Consider the following 17,983-nt stretch of genomic DNA (forward strand, 5'->3'; position numbering starts at 1 on the left):
GCGGTGTGACCCGTCTATTTCGCGAGTCCCACGGCGTTAGCTGAATCGTTTGGGCGACTGTCCGGAAAACGGACAAAAAAAGCCCCGCCAATTGGCGGGGTTGAGGTACGAGCGTGGCGCTCGGAAATCGCTACGCGGGCTCGGTCTCTCCGGGGGAAGAAGAGACCGGGTTCGCGGTTACAGCAGGATCGTGCGGATATCCGCCAGCAGGTCGCTCAGGCGCTTGGTGAAGCGCGCGGCGGCTGCGCCGTTGATCACACGGTGATCGTAGGACAACGACAGCGGCAGCATCAGCTTGGGCTGGAAGGCTTTGCCGTCCCAGACTGGCTGGATGGTGGCCTTGGAAACACCGAGGATCGCCACTTCCGGCGCGTTGACGATCGGCGTGAAGCCGGTGCCGCCAATGTGCCCGAGGCTGGAAATGGTGAAGCAGGCGCCCTGCATGTCGTCGGCGGAGAGCTTCTTGGTCCGGGCCTTTTCAGCCAGGGAAGCCGCTTCGGCAGCGAGTTGCAGCAGGTTCTTCTGGTCGACGTTCTTGATCACCGGGACCAGCAGGCCATCCGGGGTGTCCACAGCGAAGCCGATGTTGACGTACTTCTTGCGGATGATCGCCTTGCCGCTTGGGGCCAACGAACTGTTGAAGTCCGGCAGTTCCTTGAGCAGGTGAGCACAGGTCTTGAGCAGCAGCGGCAGGATGGTCAGCTTGACGCCAGCCTTCTCGGCCACGGCTTTCTGGGCCACGCGGAACGCTTCCAACTCGGTGATATCCGCCGAGTCGAATTGGGTCACGTGCGGCACGTTCAGCCAGCTGCGGTGCAGGTTGGCGGCGCCAGCCTGCATCAGGCGGGTCATCGGCACTTCTTCGATTTCGCCGAAGCGGCTGAAGTCGACGACCGGGATTGGCGGAATGCCAGCCCCGCCGGTTGCGCCGGCAGCCGCAGCGGCCGGTGCTTCCTTGGCCTTCTGCATCATCGCCTTGACGTAGACCTGCACGTCTTCCTTGAGGATGCGACCGTGAGGACCGCTGGCGCTGACCGCATTCAGCTCGACGCCGAATTCACGGGCCAGTTGGCGGACTGCCGGGCCGGCGTGAACCTTGGCGCCCGGGTTGGCCGGGGCGGCGGTTGGCGCAGCGGCTGGAGCCTGCGCAGCAACCGGTGCTGCTGCAGCCGCTGCCGGTGCGGCAGGGGCTGCGGCGGGAGCAGGAGCAGGAGCGGCTGGCGCGGCGGCGCCCTTGACCTTCAGCTTGAGGATCAGGTCACCGGTACCGACTTCGTCGTCGAGCTTGACGGAAATGCTTTCCACCACGCCGGCGGCCGGCGATGGAATTTCCATGCTGGCTTTGTCGGATTCGAGGGTGATCAGCGATTGATCGACTTCGACGGTGTCGCCGACCTTGATCGACAGCTCGATGATCTTGGCCTTGCCCGACGAACCGATATCCGGCACGTGGATGTCCTGGACACTGTCGGCAACCGGAGCGGCCGGTGCAGCGGCTGGCGCCGGGGCGGCAGCGGCAGGAGCGGCGGCAGTCTGGGCCGGTGCTGGAGCCGCGGCAGTTGCTGCGCCCGCGACTTTCAGGACCAGGATCAGGTCGCCGGTACCGACTTCGTCGTTGAGCTTGACGCTGATGCTTTCCACGACACCGGCAGCCGGCGACGGGATTTCCATGCTGGCCTTGTCGGATTCGAGGGTGATCAGCGATTGATCAGCTTCGATGGTGTCGCCGACCTTGACCGAGATCTCGATGATCTGGGCCTTGCCCGACGAGCCGATGTCCGGCACGTGTACTTGCTGGGCCGAGGCGGCAGCAGGCGCAGCGCTTGGCGCGGCAACCGGTGCAGCGGCAGCAACCGGTGCGGCCGCTTGGGCCGCCGGTGCTGGCGCCGCCGCAGGAGCCGCAGCCGCGGCGCCCTCGACTTCCAGTTCCAGCAGTTCGTCGCCTTCTTTCAGGCGATCGCCCAGCTTCACTTTCAGGCTCTTGATGATACCGGCTTTCGGCGCGGGCACTTCCATGCTCGCCTTGTCCGATTCCAGCGTCAGGATGCTCTGGTCGGCTTCGACACGGTCGCCGACCTTCACAAACAGTTCGATTACTTCACCTTCACCGCTGCCGATGTCAGGTACGCGAATGAGTTCGCTCACAGGGTGTCTCCTCAGCAGTCCAGTGGGTTGCGTTTTTCCGGGTTGATCCCGAACTTGACGATGGCGTCCGCCACCACCTTGGGTTCGATCTCACCACGGTCAGCCAAGGCTTCCAGGGCTGCCAACACCACGAAATGACGGTCGACTTCGAAGAAGTGACGCAGCTTCTTGCGGCTGTCACTGCGACCGAAACCGTCGGTACCCAGGACTTTGAATTCCTTGGATGGGACCCACTGACGAATCTGTTCGGCAAACAATTTCATGTAGTCGGTCGAAGCGATCACCGGACCTTTGCGGCCGTTGAGGCATTCTTCGACGTATGTCAGCTTTGGCTTCTGGCCAGGGTGCAGGCGGTTGCTGCGTTCCACGGCGAGGCCGTCGCGACGCAGTTCGTTGAAGCTGGTCACGCTCCAGACGTCGGCGCCGATGTTGAATTGCTCACGCAGGATTTTCGCCGCTTCACGCACTTCGCGCAGGATGGTGCCGGAGCCCATCAGTTGCACGTGGTGAGCCGCTTCCTTGGTGTCTTCTTCGAGCAGGTACATGCCCTTGATGATGCCTTCCTCGACACCGGCCGGCATGGCTGGCTGCTGGTAGGACTCGTTCATCACGGTGATGTAGTAGAAAACGTCCTGCTGCTCTTCGGTCATCTTCTTCATGCCGTCCTGGATGATCACCGCCAGCTCATAGCCGTAGGTTGGATCAAAGGTACGGCAGTTCGGGATGGTGCCCGCGAGGATGTGGCTGTGACCGTCTTCGTGCTGCAGGCCTTCGCCGTTCAGCGTGGTCCGGCCGGCGGTACCGCCGATCAGGAAGCCACGGGTACGGCTGTCGCCTGCGGCCCAGGCCAGGTCGCCAATGCGCTGGAAGCCGAACATCGAGTAGAAGATGTAGAACGGCAGCATCGGCTGGTTGTGGCTGGAGTACGAAGTACCGGCAGCGATGAAGGAGCTCATGGCGCCCGCTTCGTTGATGCCTTCCTCGAGGATCTGGCCCTTCTTGTCTTCCTTGTAGAACATCACCTGGTCTTTATCGACTGGCTCGTAGAGCTGGCCGACGGAGGAGTAGATGCCCAGTTGGCGGAACATGCCTTCCATACCGAAGGTACGGGCTTCGTCCGGGATGATCGGGACGATGCGCGGGCCGATGTCCTTGTCCTTGACCAGTTGCGCGAGGATCCGCACGAAAGCCATGGTGGTGGAGATTTCACGGTCGCCCGAACCGTCGAGGATAGCCTTGAGGGTATCCAGTGGCGGCGTCGGGATGTTGAAGCTCTGGGCGCGGCGCTGTGGCACGAAACCGCCCAGTGCGGTGCGACGCTCGCTGAGGTAGCGGGCTTCGGCGCTGTTCGGTTCCGGCTTGAAGAACGGCAGGTTTTCCAGCTGGTCGTCTTTGACCGGAATGTCGAAACGATCGCGGAACAGCTTCAGGCTTTCAACATCAACCTTCTTGGTGTTGTGCGCGGTGTTCTTCGCTTCGCCGGCGCCGGTGCCATAACCCTTGATGGTCTTGGCCAGGATGACGGTCGGTTGTTCCTTGTGGTTGACCGCTTCGTGGTACGCCGCGTAGACCTTGTACGGGTCGTGGCCGCCACGGTTGAGTTTCCAGATCTCGTCGTCGGACAGATCGGCAACCATCGCCTTGAGTTCTGGCGAGTTGAAGAAGTGTTCACGCACGAACGCGCCGTCTTTGGCTTTGTAGTTCTGGTACTCGCCGTCGATGACTTCGTCCATCCGGCGTTGCAGGATGCCGTCGACATCCTTGGCCAGCAGTGGGTCCCAGAAACGGCCCCAGATGACTTTGGTCACGTTCCACTGGGCACCACGGAACACGCCTTCGAGTTCCTGGATGATCTTGCCGTTGCCGCGAACCGGGCCGTCGAGGCGCTGCAGGTTGCAGTTGATGACGAAGATCAGGTTGTCCAGCTTCTCGCGGCCGGCCAGGGAGATCGCGCCCAGGGATTCCGGCTCGTCGCACTCGCCGTCGCCGAGGAAACACCAGACTTTCTGCTTGCCTTCCGGGATGAAACCACGGGCTTCCAGGTACTTCATGAAGCGTGCCTGGTAGATCGCCTGGATCGGGCCCAGACCCATGGAAACGGTCGGGAACTGCCAGAAGTCAGGCATCAGCCAAGGGTGCGGGTAGGACGACAGGCCCTGACCGTCGACTTCCTGGCGGAAGTTGTTCATTTGTTCTTCGGTGATGCGGCCTTCCATGAACGCACGGGCGTAGACGCCTGGCGAGGTGTGACCCTGGAAGTAGATCAGGTCGCCGCCGTGTTCGTCGGTCGGGGCCTGGAAGAAGTAGTTGAAGCCGATGTCATACAGGGTGGCGCTGGAGGCGAAGCTGGAGATGTGACCGCCCAGGTCAGAATCTTTCAAGTTCGTGCGCATTACCATGGCCATCGCGTTCCAGCGCACCAGCGAGCGAATGCGGCGTTCCATGAACAGGTCGCCAGGCATGCGTGCTTCGTGGGTGACGGGAATCGTGTTGCGGTAAGGCGTGGTGATGGCGTAGGGCAGTTGCGAGCCGCTGCGGGTCGCGAGTTCGCCCATACGGGTCATCAGGTAGTGAGCACGGTCTTCGCCTTCTTTGTCGAGAACCGATTCCAGGGCGTCCAGCCATTCCTGGGTTTCGACGGGATCGAGGTCTTGCATGGCTTGCTCCAGGGCGGAAAGGCTTCCAGAATCGGTTGCCTGAGTTTGCGACTGGCCTTGTGGGCAGACGACATAAATTCTTGGATGTCCGGAGGTTGTACCGGAGTCCTGTAGTTTTACTACAAATCGTCGGCCATTTCAGCCTTTCGAATGTATAGACGAGTAGTAAAACTACAGGGCGACGAGCAAAAACTTCCTGCTATGTTGTGAGCGTAATCGATATTGTTGGTTGGAAATCAATCAAGGCGACCATCTTTTTGAGGGTGGCTGCCAAAAAATAACCATTATCAGCTATTTCTAACTTTTGTTCGACAGTCCTTTCCAGAGCGTGTTTCTCGCTATCACAGACTGCGGCTGATTGTTCGATCACCAAGGATAGACCATGAGCCTTCCAACGTTGGCCGATCTGCCGGCCATTCTCCTGCCTGCCGCCAGTCGTGCCGAGCAGTCGTTTCGTGCCGCCGTCGCCGCCCTGGAGGACGATCACGGGCTGGCCGAATGGCCCGCTGAGCGCTGGGCGCAGTTCGCCCGGGTCGGCGCGGCCAGCGACTTCTTTATTGAACAATCGGTACGTGACCCTTTGATGTTGCTGGAGCTGGCGCAGTTCGGCGACCTTGATCGCGGCTTTGCGCCGGGGGAGATGTGCGGGCAGGTCGCCGCGGCGCTGCAGCAGGCTGAAACCGAGGACGAATTGGGTCGGGCCCTGCGCCGACAGCGCACGCGCCAGCAGGTGCGGATCATCTGGCGTGACCTGACGCGCCAGGCGGACCTGGTGCAGACCTGTCGCGACCTTTCCGATCTGGCCGACGCCTGTATCGACCAGGGTTATCAGTGGCTCTACCCACGGCACTGCCAGCAGTTCGGCACGCCCACCGGACGGCGCAGCGGCGAGCCGCAGCAGATGGTCATCCTCGGCATGGGCAAGCTTGGTGCCGTGGAGTTGAACCTGTCCTCCGACATCGACCTGATCTTTGCCTACCCGGAAGGCGGCGAGACGGTCGGGACCAAGCGCCCACTGGACAACCAGGAATTTTTCATCCGCCTGGGCCAGCGCTTGATCAAGGCCCTGGACCCGATCACCGTCGACGGTTTCGTGTTCCGCGTGGACATGCGTTTGCGGCCTTATGGCTCGGCGGGTGCGCTGGTGCTGAGCTTCAATGCGCTGGAGCAGTATTACCAGGATCAGGGGCGCGATTGGGAACGCTACGCGATGATCAAGGCGCGGGTCGTGGCCGGTGACCAGGTGGCGGGCGCGCAATTGCTGGAGATGCTGCGGCCTTTCGTCTATCGGCGTTACCTGGACTTTTCTGCCATCGAAGCGCTGCGCACCATGAAGCAGCTGATCCAGCAGGAAGTCCGGCGCAAGGGCATGGCCGAGAACATCAAGCTGGGTTCCGGTGGCATTCGCGAGGTCGAGTTTATTGCCCAGGCCTTCCAGCTGATTCACGGCGGGCGCGACCTGAGCCTGCAGCAGCGACCGCTGTTGAAGGTGCTGGGAACCCTGGAAGGCCAGGGTTACCTGCCGCCGGCCGTGATCGGCGAATTGCGTAGCGGCTATGAATTCCTGCGTTACACCGAGCACGCGATCCAGGCGATTGCCGACCGCCAGACCCAGATGCTGCCTGACGGCGATAAGGACCGCGCGCGGATTGCCTTCATGATGGGCTTCGACAGTTGGGCGGCGTTCCATGAACAACTGATGCACTGGCGCGGTCGGGTCGACTGGCATTTCCGCCAGGTGATCGCCGATCCGGACGAAGAAGACGGCGCCGAGAGCGAAGTAATGGTCGGTGGCGAATGGTTGCCGCTGTGGGAAGAGTCCCAGGACGAGGAAGCAGCCTGTCGGCAGTTGCAGGAGGGTGGTTTCAAGGATGCCGCCAAGGCCCTGAAGCAATTGACGGTGCTGCGTACCAGTCCGCAGTTGCGCGCCATGCAGCGTCTCGGCCGGGAGCGTCTCGATGCCTTTATCCCACGTCTGTTGGCCCAGGCAGTGGAGCACGCCGAGCCGGATCTGGTGCTGGAGCGCGTGTTGCCCCTGGTGGAAGCCGTGGCCCGGCGCTCGGCCTACCTGGTACTGCTCACGGAAAACCCCGGCGCTCTGCGCCGCTTGCTGACCTTGTGCGCGGCCAGCCCGTGGATTGCCGAACAGATCACCCGTTTCCCGATGCTGCTCGACGAGTTGCTCAACGAAGGCCGGCTGTTCAAGCCGCCGTTGGCGCCGGAGTTGGCGGCGGAATTGCGTGAACGCCTGACGCGGATCCCGGAAGACGACCTCGAGCAGCAGATGGAGGCCTTGCGGCACTTCAAGTTGGCGCATCGCCTGCGGGTCGCGGCCTCGGAAATTTCCGGCAGCCTGCCGTTGATGAAGGTCAGCGACTACCTCACCTGGCTCGCCGAGGCGATCCTCGAGCAGGTGCTGGCCCTGTCCTGGCGCCAGACCGTCGGTCGTTACGGTTCGCCGCGGCGCGTCGACGGCAGCTTGTGCGACCCGGGCTTCATTATTGTCGGCTACGGCAAGGTCGGCGGCATCGAGCTGGGCCATGGTTCGGACCTGGACCTGGTGTTTATCCACGACGGCGACCCGAATGCCGAGACCGACGGCGCCAAGCCGATCGATACCGCGCAGTTCTTCACCCGCCTGGGCCAGCGGATCATTCACCTGCTGACCACCCAGACCAACTCCGGTCAGCTCTATGAAGTGGACATGCGCCTGCGCCCGTCCGGGGCTTCGGGCCTGCTGGTCAGTTCCCTGGGGGCTTTCGAGCGTTACCAGCAGAACGAAGCCTGGACCTGGGAGCACCAGGCGCTGATCCGCGCCCGGGTATTGGTGGGGTGCAACGAGGTCGGCACGGCCTTCGAGAAGGTACGGGCGGCGGTATTGGGGCGTGAGCGGGATTTGCCGACCTTGCGCCAGGAAGTCAGCGAGATGCGCGCCAAGATGCGTGACAACCTGGGGAGCAAGGCCACCGCGGCGGGCACGGCGACCAATGCCTTCGAAGCCACGGCACCCTTCGATATCAAGCAGGATGCCGGTGGTATCGTCGATATTGAATTTATGGTGCAATACGCGACATTGGCCTGGTCGAAAGCGCACCCGGCGTTACTCCGCTATACCGATAATATCCGTATTCTCGAAGGGCTGGAGCAGGCGGGCCTGATCCCCGCCACGGACGCCAACCTGCTGCGCGAGGCCTACAAGGCTTATCGTTCCGCCGCCCACCGTCAGGCGTTGCAGAAGGAGGCAGGGGTGATTACCGGCGATCAGTTCGTCGTCGAACGACAGGATGTCATGCGGATCTGGGCCGAACTGGGATTGAGCTGAAGTCTGGTTATTGTAGGAGCGAGCTTGCTCGCGATGAGGCCCCTGATCTTGCACCGACCTCCGGGAGGCCATCGCGAGCCAGCTCGCTCCTACAGAATTTTAGAGGCGGGGAGGCAGAAGCCTCCCCGCATCGTTTGTGGAAACCTATGAATATTCTGATCGTTGGGCCCAGCTGGGTCGGTGACATGGTGATGGCCCAGACACTCTTCCAGTGTCTGAAGCAGCGTCATCCGCAGTGTGAGATCGATGTGCTGGCCCCCGAGTGGAGCCGCCCGATCCTCGAGCGCATGCCCGAGGTACGGGCCGCCTTGAGCTTTCCGCTCGGCCACGGCGCGCTGGAACTGGCCACGCGGCGGCGCATCGGCAAGTCCCTGGTCGGTCAGTACGACCAGGCGATCCTGTTGCCCAACTCGCTGAAGTCGGCGCTGGTGCCTTTTTTTGCCGGCGTGCCGAAGCGCACCGGCTGGCGCGGCGAGTTGCGCTACGGTCTGCTCAACGATGTGCGCAAGCTGGATAAAGCACGTTATCCGCTGATGATCGAGCGCTTCATGGCCCTGGCCTATGCGCCGGGTGAGAGCCTGCCGACGCCGTATCCGCGGCCGAGCTTGCAGATCGACCCGGCCAGCCGCGAGGCCGCGCTGGCCAAGTTCGAGCTGAGTCTGGATCGCCCGGTGCTGGCGCTGTGCCCAGGAGCCGAGTTCGGCGAATCCAAGCGCTGGCCGTCGGAGCACTACGCGAAAGTCGCCGAGGCGCGGATTCGTGAAGGCTGGCAGGTCTGGCTGTTCGGTTCGAAGAACGATCATGGCGTCGGCGAGGACATTCGCCAGCGCTTGATCCCGGGGCTGCGGGAGGAGGCGGTGAACCTCAGTGGCGCCACGTCCCTGGCCGAGGCCATCGACCTGATGTCGTGCGCCGATGCGGTGGTCTCCAATGATTCGGGGCTGATGCACGTCGCCGCCGCGTTGAACCGCCCGCTGGTGGCGGTCTATGGCTCGACTTCGCCGGCGTTTACCCCGCCGCTGGCCGACCAGGTGGAAATCGTTCGCCTGGGCCTGGAGTGCAGCCCCTGTTTCGACCGGACCTGCCGCTTCGGCCATTACAACTGTTTGCGCCAGCTTGAGCCGACCCCTGTGAACGAAGCCTTGCAGCGTTTGCAAGGTACTGCGGTCGAGGTCCACTAATTGCGCGTATTGCTGGTCAAGACTTCCTCCCTGGGGGATGTGATCCATGCCTTGCCGGCACTCACCGATGCCGCGCGGGCGATTCCCGGGATCCGCTTCGACTGGGTGGTCGAGGAAGGCTTCGCCGAACTCCCGGGCTGGCACCCGGCGGTGGATAAAGTGATCCCGGTGGCGATCCGCCGTTGGCGTGAGAATGTCTGGCAGACCATCAAGAGCGGCGAGTGGCGGCGTTTCAAGGAGAGCCTGCGCGCCCACCCGTACGATCTGGTGATCGATGCCCAGGGCCTGGTGAAAAGCGCGTTGCTGACCCGTTATGCCAAGGCCCCGGTGGCCGGCCCGGACAAGCAGTCGGCCCGCGAGCCCCTGGCCAGCCGCTTTTATTCGCGGCGCCTGGCGGTGGCGCGCAATCAGCATGCGGTTGATCGCATGCGCCAGTTGTTTGCCTTGGCGCTGGGCTACGACCTGCCCAGGGGCATCGGCGACTACGGCCTGGATGTCGACAAACTGGTCGAATTGCCGCGCAAGGCGCCTTTCGTGCTCTTTCTGCACGGCACCACCTGGGACACCAAGCACTGGCCGGAAGCCTACTGGCGCGAGTTGGCCGTGCGCATGGGCCAGTTAGGCGTGCCGGTGAAGCTGCCCTGGGGCAATGCCGAGGAAAAGGCCCGGGCCGAGCGGATTGCCCGCAACCTGAAACATGTCGTGGTCCTGCCCAGGCTGAATCTGGCCGGGGTCGCGAAAGTGATTGCCGCCGCCACGGCCTGTGTGGCAGTGGATACCGGTCTCGGTCACCTGGCGGCTGCGCTGGATGTGCCGACGCTGTCGTTGTTCGGTCCGACCAGCTCGATGCTGACGGGGGCCTATGGCCGTTCGCAGATCCATCTGGCGAGCAATTTCTCCTGCTCGCCCTGTCTTCAAAAGAAATGCACCTACGTTCCGACAGCGGAGGACCAGCAGCGCTTCGATCTGAAACGCGAGTTGCCTCTGTGCTTCACACGGTTGAATCCCGAACGTGTGGCCAGCCGACTGAGCGCCCTGTTAATGACTGAGGATAAGCACTGATGCAACTGGCTTTTGTACTGTACAAATATTTTTCCTTTGGCGGTTTGCAGCGTGACTTCATGCGCATCGCCCTGGAATGCCAGCAGCGCGGGCATCAGATCCGTGTCTATGTCCTGCGCTGGGACGGCGATATCCCGCCGGGCTTCGACGTGCGGGTGGTGCCGGTCAAGGCGTTGTTCAATCATTGGCGTTATGCAAAGTTCACGGCCTGGATGAACGCCGATCTGGCCAAGGATCCGGTGGATCGGGTGGTCGGTTTCAACAAAATGCCCGGTCTGGATGTCTATTACGCCGCCGACAGTTGCTTTGAAGACAAGGCGCAGAATCTGCACGGTCCGTTGTATCGCCTCTGGAGCCGCTATCGTCATTTCGCCGCGTATGAGCGGGCCGTGTTCGCCAGTGATACGAAGACTGAAATCATGATGATCTCCGAAGCGGAGCAAGAGCTGTTCATCAAGTATTACGACACGCCGCTGGAACGCCTGCACATGCTGCCGCCGGGGATTGCCCTGGATCGCCGGGCACCGCCCGATGCCGCTGAGATCCGCGCCGAGTTTCGCCGTGAGTTCAAGCTGGCTGACGATGACCTGCTGGTGGTGCAGATCGGTTCCGGGTTCAAGAAAAAAGGCCTGGATCGCAGCCTCAAGGCCATGGCTTCGTTGCCGCCGGACTTGAAAAAACGCGCGCGATTTTTTGTGATCGGCCAGGACAACGCCAAGGCTTTCCAGGCGCAGGGTGATGCACTGGGCTTGGGCGAGCGGCTGCAGTTCCTCAAGGGGCGCAGCGATATCCCGCGCTTCCTGTTGGGTGCCGATCTGCTGATTCATCCGGCCTATGACGAAAATGCCGGCATGGTTCTGCTTGAAGCCCTGGTGGCCGGTTTGCCGGCGCTGGTGAGCGCGGTCTGTGGTTATGCCCATTACATTGCCGAAGCCGACAGCGGGCTGGTGCTGGATGAGCCTTTCGGGCAGGCCCAGCTCAATCAATATCTGGCGCGGATGTTGTCCGATCAGGCTGCGCGCCTGACGTGGAGCCAGCATGGTCTGGCCTTCGCCGAGACGACTGACCTCTACAGCCTGCCGCAACGCGCAGCAGACAAGATTCTGGAGGAGTAATAACGATGAAGCTGATCCTGGCTGAGCCGTTCAAACATTTGTGGAGTGGGCGCGATGCGTTCGCTGAGGTCGAGCGCCTGGAAGGCGAGATTTTCCGTGAGATGGAGGTGCGGCGCACCTTGCGTACGGAAGTGGCCGGTCGTGGTTATTTCGTGAAGATCCACCGTGGCATCGGTTGGCGCGAGATTTTCAAGAACCTGCTGACCGCCAAGCTGCCGGTCCTGGGGGCGGGCCTCGAATGGCAGGCGATCCAGCGCCTGCAGCAAGCCGGTGTGCCAACCATGACCGCCGTGGCTTATGGCGAGCGTGGCAACAATCCGGCGGACCAGCATTCGTTCATCATCACTGAAGAACTGGCGCCGACCATCAGTCTTGAATTCTTCTGCATGGACTGGCCCACGCAGCCGCCCGAGCCTCGGCTCAAACATGCGCTGATCGCTGAAGTGGCGCGTATGACCGGCATGATGCACCGCGCCGGGGTCAACCACCGCGACTGCTATATCTGCCACTTCCTGCTGCATACCGACAAACCGGTCACGGCCGATGACCTCAAGATTTCGGTCATCGACCTGCATCGTGCCCAGACCCGTGCGGCCATCACGCCCCGCTGGCGCAACAAGGATCTGGCCGGGCTCTATTTCTCGGCGCTGGATATCGGTTTGACCCAGCGCGACAAGCTGCGTTTCCTGAAGGGCTACTTCCTGCAGCCGTTGCGCCAGATCCTGCGTGATGAAGCAGCGCTGCTGGCCTGGATGGAAACCAAGGCGGAAAAACTCTACCAGCGCAAGCAGCGCTACGGCGGCGCACTTTGATGTCGCTGCGCCTGCGTCGTTTGTGAAGGGAACTCGTTGATGCATTTGTCTGAATTGAAAGCGGCCGGACGGGCTCCGGCATTACCCTTGAGCCTTGCACTGGAGGACGCCGCCGGTAGCGCACAATTGCAGTTGCTGAGCCTGTTGCGCGTGCTGCCTGGCCAGCGTTATGTCGGTGCCGGGGTCTGGCGTGGGCGCACGGTGCTGGCCAAGTTACTGGTGGGCCGCAAGGCGGCGCGGCACTTCCAGCGTGAGTTGCGGGGTGTTCGGCTGCTGGCCGAGCAGGGCCTGAGCACGCCGCTGTTGCTGGTCGACGGCTTGAAGCAGGGCGAGGGCGGCTGGTTGCTGTTCGAGTTTATCGAAGGCGCCGAGAGCCTGGCGACCGCCTGGAGCAAGGTCGAGTCGCTGCCGTTGCTGGCCGATGAGCAACAAGCGGTATTGGCCAAGGCGCTGACGGCGATTGCGCAGATGCACAGCAAGGGCCTCTGGCAGGACGACTTGCACCTGGACAATCTGCTGCTCCGTGACGGTACCCTCTATCTGATCGATGGGGGCGGGATCCGTGTCGAACAGGCGGGCAAGCCGTTGTCGCGGGAGAAGGTGCTGGAAAACCTCGGGGTGTTTTTCGCCCAGTTGCCCAAGGCGCTCGAACCCTTTATCGAAGAGCTGCTGGTGCATTACCTGCTGAGCAATGGCGAGCATGCGTTACCGCTGGAGGCGTTGCTCAAGCAGGTGGACAAGGTCCGGGCCTGGCGGTTGAAGGACTTTCTGCGCAAGGTCGCGCGCGAGTGCTCGCTGTTCAGCGTGCGCAGTGGCGCCTTCGGCCTGCGGGCGATTCGCCGCGAAGAAAGCGCGGTGCTGGGACCGGTGCTGGAGCAGGCCGATGCGCTGCTCGCTCAAGGCCCGCTGTACAAGAATGGTGGTTCGGCAACGGTGGGGCGAGTGGATGTCGACGGCCGTCCGCTGGTGCTCAAGCGCTACAACATCAAGGGCTTCAGTCATTGGCTCAAGCGTTTCTGGCGGCCGAGCCGAGCCTGGCACTCCTGGCGCGAGGGCAATCGCCTGGCGTTCCTCGGGTTCTCCACGCCCAAGCCCCTCGCGGTGCTGGAACGACGGTTTTTCTGGCTGCGCAGCCGCGCCTATCTGCTCACCGAGCATCTGTCCGGAGCGGATGTGATCGAACACCTGGCGCCCTACGTGGAGTCGGGCGAAGTGCCGTCGGCCGAGCTCGACGGGTTGGAGCAACTGTTCACCGAGTTGATTCGCGAGCGTATCAGTCACGGTGATTTCAAGGGGCATAACCTGTTCTGGCAGGACGACCGCTGGACCCTGATCGACCTGGACTCGATGCGCCAACACAGTTCGGCGCACAGCTTCGCCAAGGCCTATGCCCGAGACCGGGCGCGCTTCATGCGCAACTGGCCAACGAGCAGCGCTTTGTACCAGGTGATCGATCAGCGTTTGCCCCGTTCGGCCGCGCCCCACCAGGGCTGATGCCCCTGCCGCAGGAGGCCGGGACAGGCGAGCCAGAGCGCTCGTCTGCCCGCGGTCGGCTCCTAAGTGGGCAATCCTTGCTATAATCCCGCCCTTTAGTTGTTCGCCGCCCCTTTGGTGGCAACGCATTTTTTCCAGGCGCCCTGTCGCCTGTCTGTAGACTTTGAGAGGCTAACCCCCTGTGGCATTGACGATTCTCGGCCTGTCTGGCGCCCTTAGTCATGATCCCTCCGCAGCGTTGTACATCGATGGCAAATTGATTGCTGCGGCCGAAGAAGAACGCTTCGTACGCGATAAGCATGCAAAGAACCGCATGCCTTACGAGTCGGCGAAATTTTGTCTGGAACAGGCCGGTATCAAACCGTCCGACGTTGACGTGGTGGCGATTCCGTTCGCCCCCATCAGCCTGTTCGGCAAGGCTCGCTGGCACTACGCCAAGCGTTACTGGTACGCCCCGGATCGCGCCCTGGATGCGATCCTGATGGGTAACCGCCGCTACAAGCGTTATCGCAGCAAGATCGTCTGGTGCCTGGAGCAACTGGGCTTCGATCCGAAGAAAATCAAGATCGAGCCGGTCGAGCACCACCTGGCCCACGCCTCCAGCGCCTACCACTGTTCCGGTTTCAAAGAGAAAACCGCGATCCTCGGTATCGACGGCAAGGGCGAGTACGCCACGACCTTCTTCGGCTATGGCGAAAACGGCAAGATCCACAAGATCAAGGAGTTCTTCGACCCGGATTCCCTGGGCGGCCTGTACGGCGCGATCACCGAGTTCCTCGGCTTTGAAATGCTCGACGGCGAATTCAAGGTGATGGGCATGGCCCCTTACGGCGATGCCAGCAAGTACGATTTCTCACGTCTGGCCTCGTTCGAAAACGGTGAGTTGGTGATCAACACCGACTACGCCAACGTCGTCGGCCTGCGTCGCTACAAGGAAAAGGGCAAGGGCTTCTTCTTCTCGCCGAAACTGATCGAATGGCTGGGGCCCAAGCGCGAAGGCGATATTGCCGACGAGCCCTACATTCACTACGCGGCCAGCATGCAGGCGCTGTTCGAGAAGATCTCGCTGCAGATGATCGACTACTACCTGGGCGATGTTCTCAAGCAAACCGGCAAGCTGGCCTTCGCCGGCGGTTGCGCGCTGAACGTCAAGCTGAACCAGAAGATCATCGCCCGCCACGACGTCAAGGAGCTGTTCGTGCAACCGGCTTCCGGTGATGCCGGTACGGCGGTGGGTGCGGCGGCCTATGTCTCTCATGCCCGTGGTGTGCCGGTGGAGAAGATGGAACACGTCTATCTCGGCCCGTCCTACAGCAACGAAGACGTGATCGCCGCCTGTGCGCGTCACGAGAATGCGCCGAAGTGGCGCAAGCTCGATAACATGCCGGAGCAGATCGCCAAGATCATGGTCGATGGTAATCCGGTGGCCTGGTTCCAGGGGCGCATGGAGTTCGGTCCACGGGCCCTGGGCGGTCGTTCGATCATCGGTTGCCCGAGCATCCCTGGCGTGGCGGATCGGATCAACCACCAGATCAAGTTCCGCGAGCGCTGGAGGCCTTTCTGCCCGTCGATGCTCGACACCGTGGCGCCACAGATGATCAAGATCGATCACCCGGCGCCGTTCATGACCTTCACCTTCGAAGTGGCTGAAGAGTGGAAGACCCGCGTACCGGAAGTCGTCCATGAGGACGGTACTTCGCGGGCCCAGGTGCTCAAGCGCGAATACAATCCGCGCTACTACGACATGATGAAGGCGCTGGAGGTGCTCACCGGCAACGGTGTGTCCCTGAATACGTCGCTGAACCGTCGCGGCGAACCGATGATCTGTTCGCCGACCGATGCCCTGAACATGTTCTTCGGTTCGGACCTGCAATACCTGATCATGGAAGACATCCTAGTGGTCAAGGACGGGGCGCAGGCCTATGACTCACAGGACTGATGTCGTCTTTTTCGGCGGCTGAGGCTCCGCTGCTTGTAAGGCTGGCCGCGAGCAGGACTGTTAGCCCATTGATCCACTTTCATGGTCGCGGCGCCACTATCATTGCAGCATGGAGAATATATGAAGCCCCGTTTCAAGGTTTTGCAGCTACTGCCGGATTACCGGGTAAAGGAAAATGACTTTGCCGATCTGGGAGAGCAGATTGTCAAATCGCTTCCAGTCGATCGCTTCGAGGTGACGTCAGCCTTTCTCCGGGGGCATCCGGAACCAGGGCAACCCTTGAGCGTGGCGGAGCACTCCAAGTATTTCGAATTTTCCTATGCGGCCATCAAGGGCGTGCGTCGCCTGGGAGCCATGTGGCGGATCTACAAGTACTGCCGCGAGCAGAAGTTCGATGTGGTGATTTGCAACCGCTACAAGTCAGTGAACATGATGCTGACGCTCAATCGCTGGCTCAAAATCCCACTGTGCATGGCGGTCGTCCACGCCGTTGAAGAGTACGAGCGCAGCTATCGTCGTAGCCATCATCAGCGTTGGGTCAGCCCGAGCTGGAAGTTCGTCGGTGTTTCGCCGGCAGTCAGGGACTATCTCGTGGGCTTGAACTGTGGCTTCACGCCGCAGAACACCACCTATGTCACCAATGCCATCGATATCGAACAGTCCGAGGCGTTGCAGTTGACACGTGACGAGGCCCGCGAGGCGTTGGGCCTTGCATCCGAGCCAAGGGTCATCGGGGCTTTGGGGCGACTGGTGCCGCTCAAGGGGCATAACCATTTGCTGCAGGCTTTTGCCTTGCTCAAGGACAAGTACCCGAATGCACAGGTGGCGATTATCGGCTCCGGGCGCGCTGAAGCGGACTTGCGGGCGGAGATCGAGCGCCTGGAACTGACGGGGCGTGCGCATCTGCTCGGGTTCCGCGAAGATGCCATGAAGTACGTGCGGGCGTTTGATATCTGGACCATGCCTTCGTTGACCGAAGGGCTGGGGTTGGCGTTGCTGGAGGGGATGAGCGGGCACTTGCCGGTCATCGCTTCCAACGTCCCGGCGATGTTGCCGCTGGTGCAAGGTGCCGGCGGCCTGTCCCACGACCCGGGCAATGTGCAGCAACTGGCCGCCGCACTGGATACCTACCTGGCAATGACGGATGAGCAACTGCGCGCCAAGGGCGAGCAGGCCTATCGTTACCTGGAAGAGAATCACACCCTGGCGGAGTTCCGGCAAAAGTACCTGGACCTGATTGAAAACACTCTGCGTGAGGTAGGCCGGGCATGAGTTCGCAGCCGTTGGTATCAGTCGTCATTGCGTCCTACAACCATGGGCCCTACATCGAGCAGAGCATTCTGAGCGTGCTTGGACAGACGTATCCGAATATTGAGCTGCTGGTGGTCGACGATGGTTCGAAAGACGACAGCGTCGAGCGCATCACGCGCTTGCAGGCCGAGCATGGCTTTGATTTCCGGACCCAGGAGAACCAGGGGCTGACGCGGACCCTCAACGGTGTCATTGCCAGGACCAAGGGTAGCCTGATTGTCTCTTTCGGCTCCGATGACATCATGTGCCCTGATCGGATCGCCGCCCAGGTTGCCTATATGGCCGATAAGCCCGAAGTGGGTATCTGTGCCGGCAATATCGAGCTGATTGATAGCCATGGCGAGCTGAGGCCGGAAAAACGCCAGCGCCGTGATCTACCCTTTCGGCGTCTGAGCTTCGACGACATGTTCATGGGGCTCAAGCCGTTTCCGCCGGCACCGACGCTGATGCTGCGCCGTGAGGCCCTGGACAAGGTCGGTGGCTTCGATCCGCAGATTCCCCTGGAAGATCTGTACATCGAGCTCAAGATCAGTCACGCCGGTTATTACATCGATATCCTGAATGTGGTCATGGCCCAGTACCGCCAACATCCGACCAATTCGTACAAGAACCACCGGTTCATGATCGATAACGTTCTCAAGACCTATGCCTTGTTCAGCGACCATCCGGGCTACGATATCGCGCGGTACAAATTCCTGAACTCGATGTTTGTCAAAACCGCCAGTCGAGATCGGCCATTGGCTCGCGAGTTGCTCAAGCAACTCCCGTTCAAATACTTTGATAGCAAGACCTGGCGGGGTGTGGGTCGCTTGTTTTTCTCGCCGCAGAATAAGGGATAGCAGCGTGGGTTGGCTTAAACGCTATCTGATGCCCGCTGCTCGCTTGTTGGTCCTCTTGCCGTCGTGTGGGTCACGACGGCATGGATTGTCAGCGAGCAGGACATGA

At 61.5% G+C, this 17,983-nt stretch carries 11 protein-coding genes; 9 read left to right on the forward strand and 2 right to left on the reverse strand.

The annotated features are described in order from the left end of the window. Positions 1 to 177: 177 nt before the first annotated feature. Positions 178 to 2,145, reverse strand: a complete 1,968-nt coding sequence (aceF, locus tag HX866_RS28865; RefSeq protein WP_177140933.1) for a dihydrolipoyllysine-residue acetyltransferase — start codon at positions 2,143 to 2,145, stop codon at positions 178 to 180. A gap of 11 nt (positions 2,146 to 2,156) precedes the next feature. Then, complete coding sequence (gene aceE, locus HX866_RS28870) at positions 2,157 to 4,802, reverse strand: pyruvate dehydrogenase (acetyl-transferring), homodimeric type (protein ID WP_177090608.1); 2,646 nt, start codon at positions 4,800 to 4,802, stop codon at positions 2,157 to 2,159. A 382-nt stretch (positions 4,803 to 5,184) separates the two neighbouring features. Here aceE and glnE point away from each other — a divergent pair, with 382 nt between their 5' ends. The 9 genes from glnE (at position 5,185) to HX866_RS28915 (ending at position 17,877) form a co-directional block, all read left to right on the forward strand. Then, a complete protein-coding gene (glnE, locus tag HX866_RS28875; protein WP_177090606.1) occupies positions 5,185 to 8,124 on the forward strand; it encodes a bifunctional [glutamate--ammonia ligase]-adenylyl-L-tyrosine phosphorylase/[glutamate--ammonia-ligase] adenylyltransferase in 2,940 nt (979 codons plus the stop codon). A gap of 146 nt (positions 8,125 to 8,270) precedes the next feature. Continuing rightward, positions 8,271 to 9,305, forward strand: coding sequence for a lipopolysaccharide heptosyltransferase II (gene waaF, locus HX866_RS28880; RefSeq protein WP_177090603.1), 1,035 nt, complete (start codon positions 8,271 to 8,273; stop codon positions 9,303 to 9,305). Then, the gene (gene waaC / locus HX866_RS28885) at positions 9,306 to 10,367 is read left to right on the forward strand and encodes a lipopolysaccharide heptosyltransferase I (RefSeq protein WP_177090601.1); all 1,062 of its coding nucleotides are present in this window, start codon (positions 9,306 to 9,308) and stop codon (positions 10,365 to 10,367) included. Next, positions 10,367 to 11,482, forward strand: coding sequence for a glycosyltransferase family 4 protein (locus HX866_RS28890; protein ID WP_177090599.1), 1,116 nt, complete (start codon positions 10,367 to 10,369; stop codon positions 11,480 to 11,482). Before waaC ends, HX866_RS28890 begins: the two co-directional genes overlap by 1 nt. 5 nt (positions 11,483 to 11,487) lie before the next feature. Then, positions 11,488 to 12,294 (forward strand): lipopolysaccharide core heptose(I) kinase RfaP, encoded by an 807-nt coding sequence (gene rfaP, locus HX866_RS28895; protein WP_177102886.1) that lies wholly within the window; start codon positions 11,488 to 11,490, stop codon positions 12,292 to 12,294. Positions 12,295 to 12,333: 39 nt separating this feature from the next. Then, positions 12,334 to 13,788 carry a lipopolysaccharide kinase InaA family protein gene (locus HX866_RS28900; RefSeq protein ID WP_177090595.1) on the forward strand — a complete coding sequence of 485 codons (1,455 nt, stop codon included), beginning with the start codon at positions 12,334 to 12,336 and terminating at the stop codon, positions 13,786 to 13,788. Positions 13,789 to 13,969: 181 nt separating this feature from the next. Then, complete coding sequence (locus HX866_RS28905; RefSeq protein ID WP_177090593.1) at positions 13,970 to 15,727, forward strand: carbamoyltransferase family protein; 1,758 nt, start codon at positions 13,970 to 13,972, stop codon at positions 15,725 to 15,727. A gap of 120 nt (positions 15,728 to 15,847) precedes the next feature. Then, positions 15,848 to 16,999, forward strand: coding sequence for a glycosyltransferase family 4 protein (locus HX866_RS28910; protein ID WP_177090591.1), 1,152 nt, complete (start codon positions 15,848 to 15,850; stop codon positions 16,997 to 16,999). Further along, on the forward strand, positions 16,996 to 17,877 hold the full coding sequence (locus HX866_RS28915) for a glycosyltransferase (protein ID WP_177090589.1): 882 nt from the start codon (positions 16,996 to 16,998) through the stop codon (positions 17,875 to 17,877). The genes HX866_RS28910 and HX866_RS28915 overlap by 4 nt, the downstream gene beginning before the upstream one ends. The last annotated feature ends 106 nt before the right edge of the window (positions 17,878 to 17,983 follow it).

Source organism: Pseudomonas gingeri (assembly GCF_013386165.1).
Lineage (GTDB): Bacteria > Pseudomonadota > Gammaproteobacteria > Pseudomonadales > Pseudomonadaceae > Aquipseudomonas > Aquipseudomonas gingeri_C.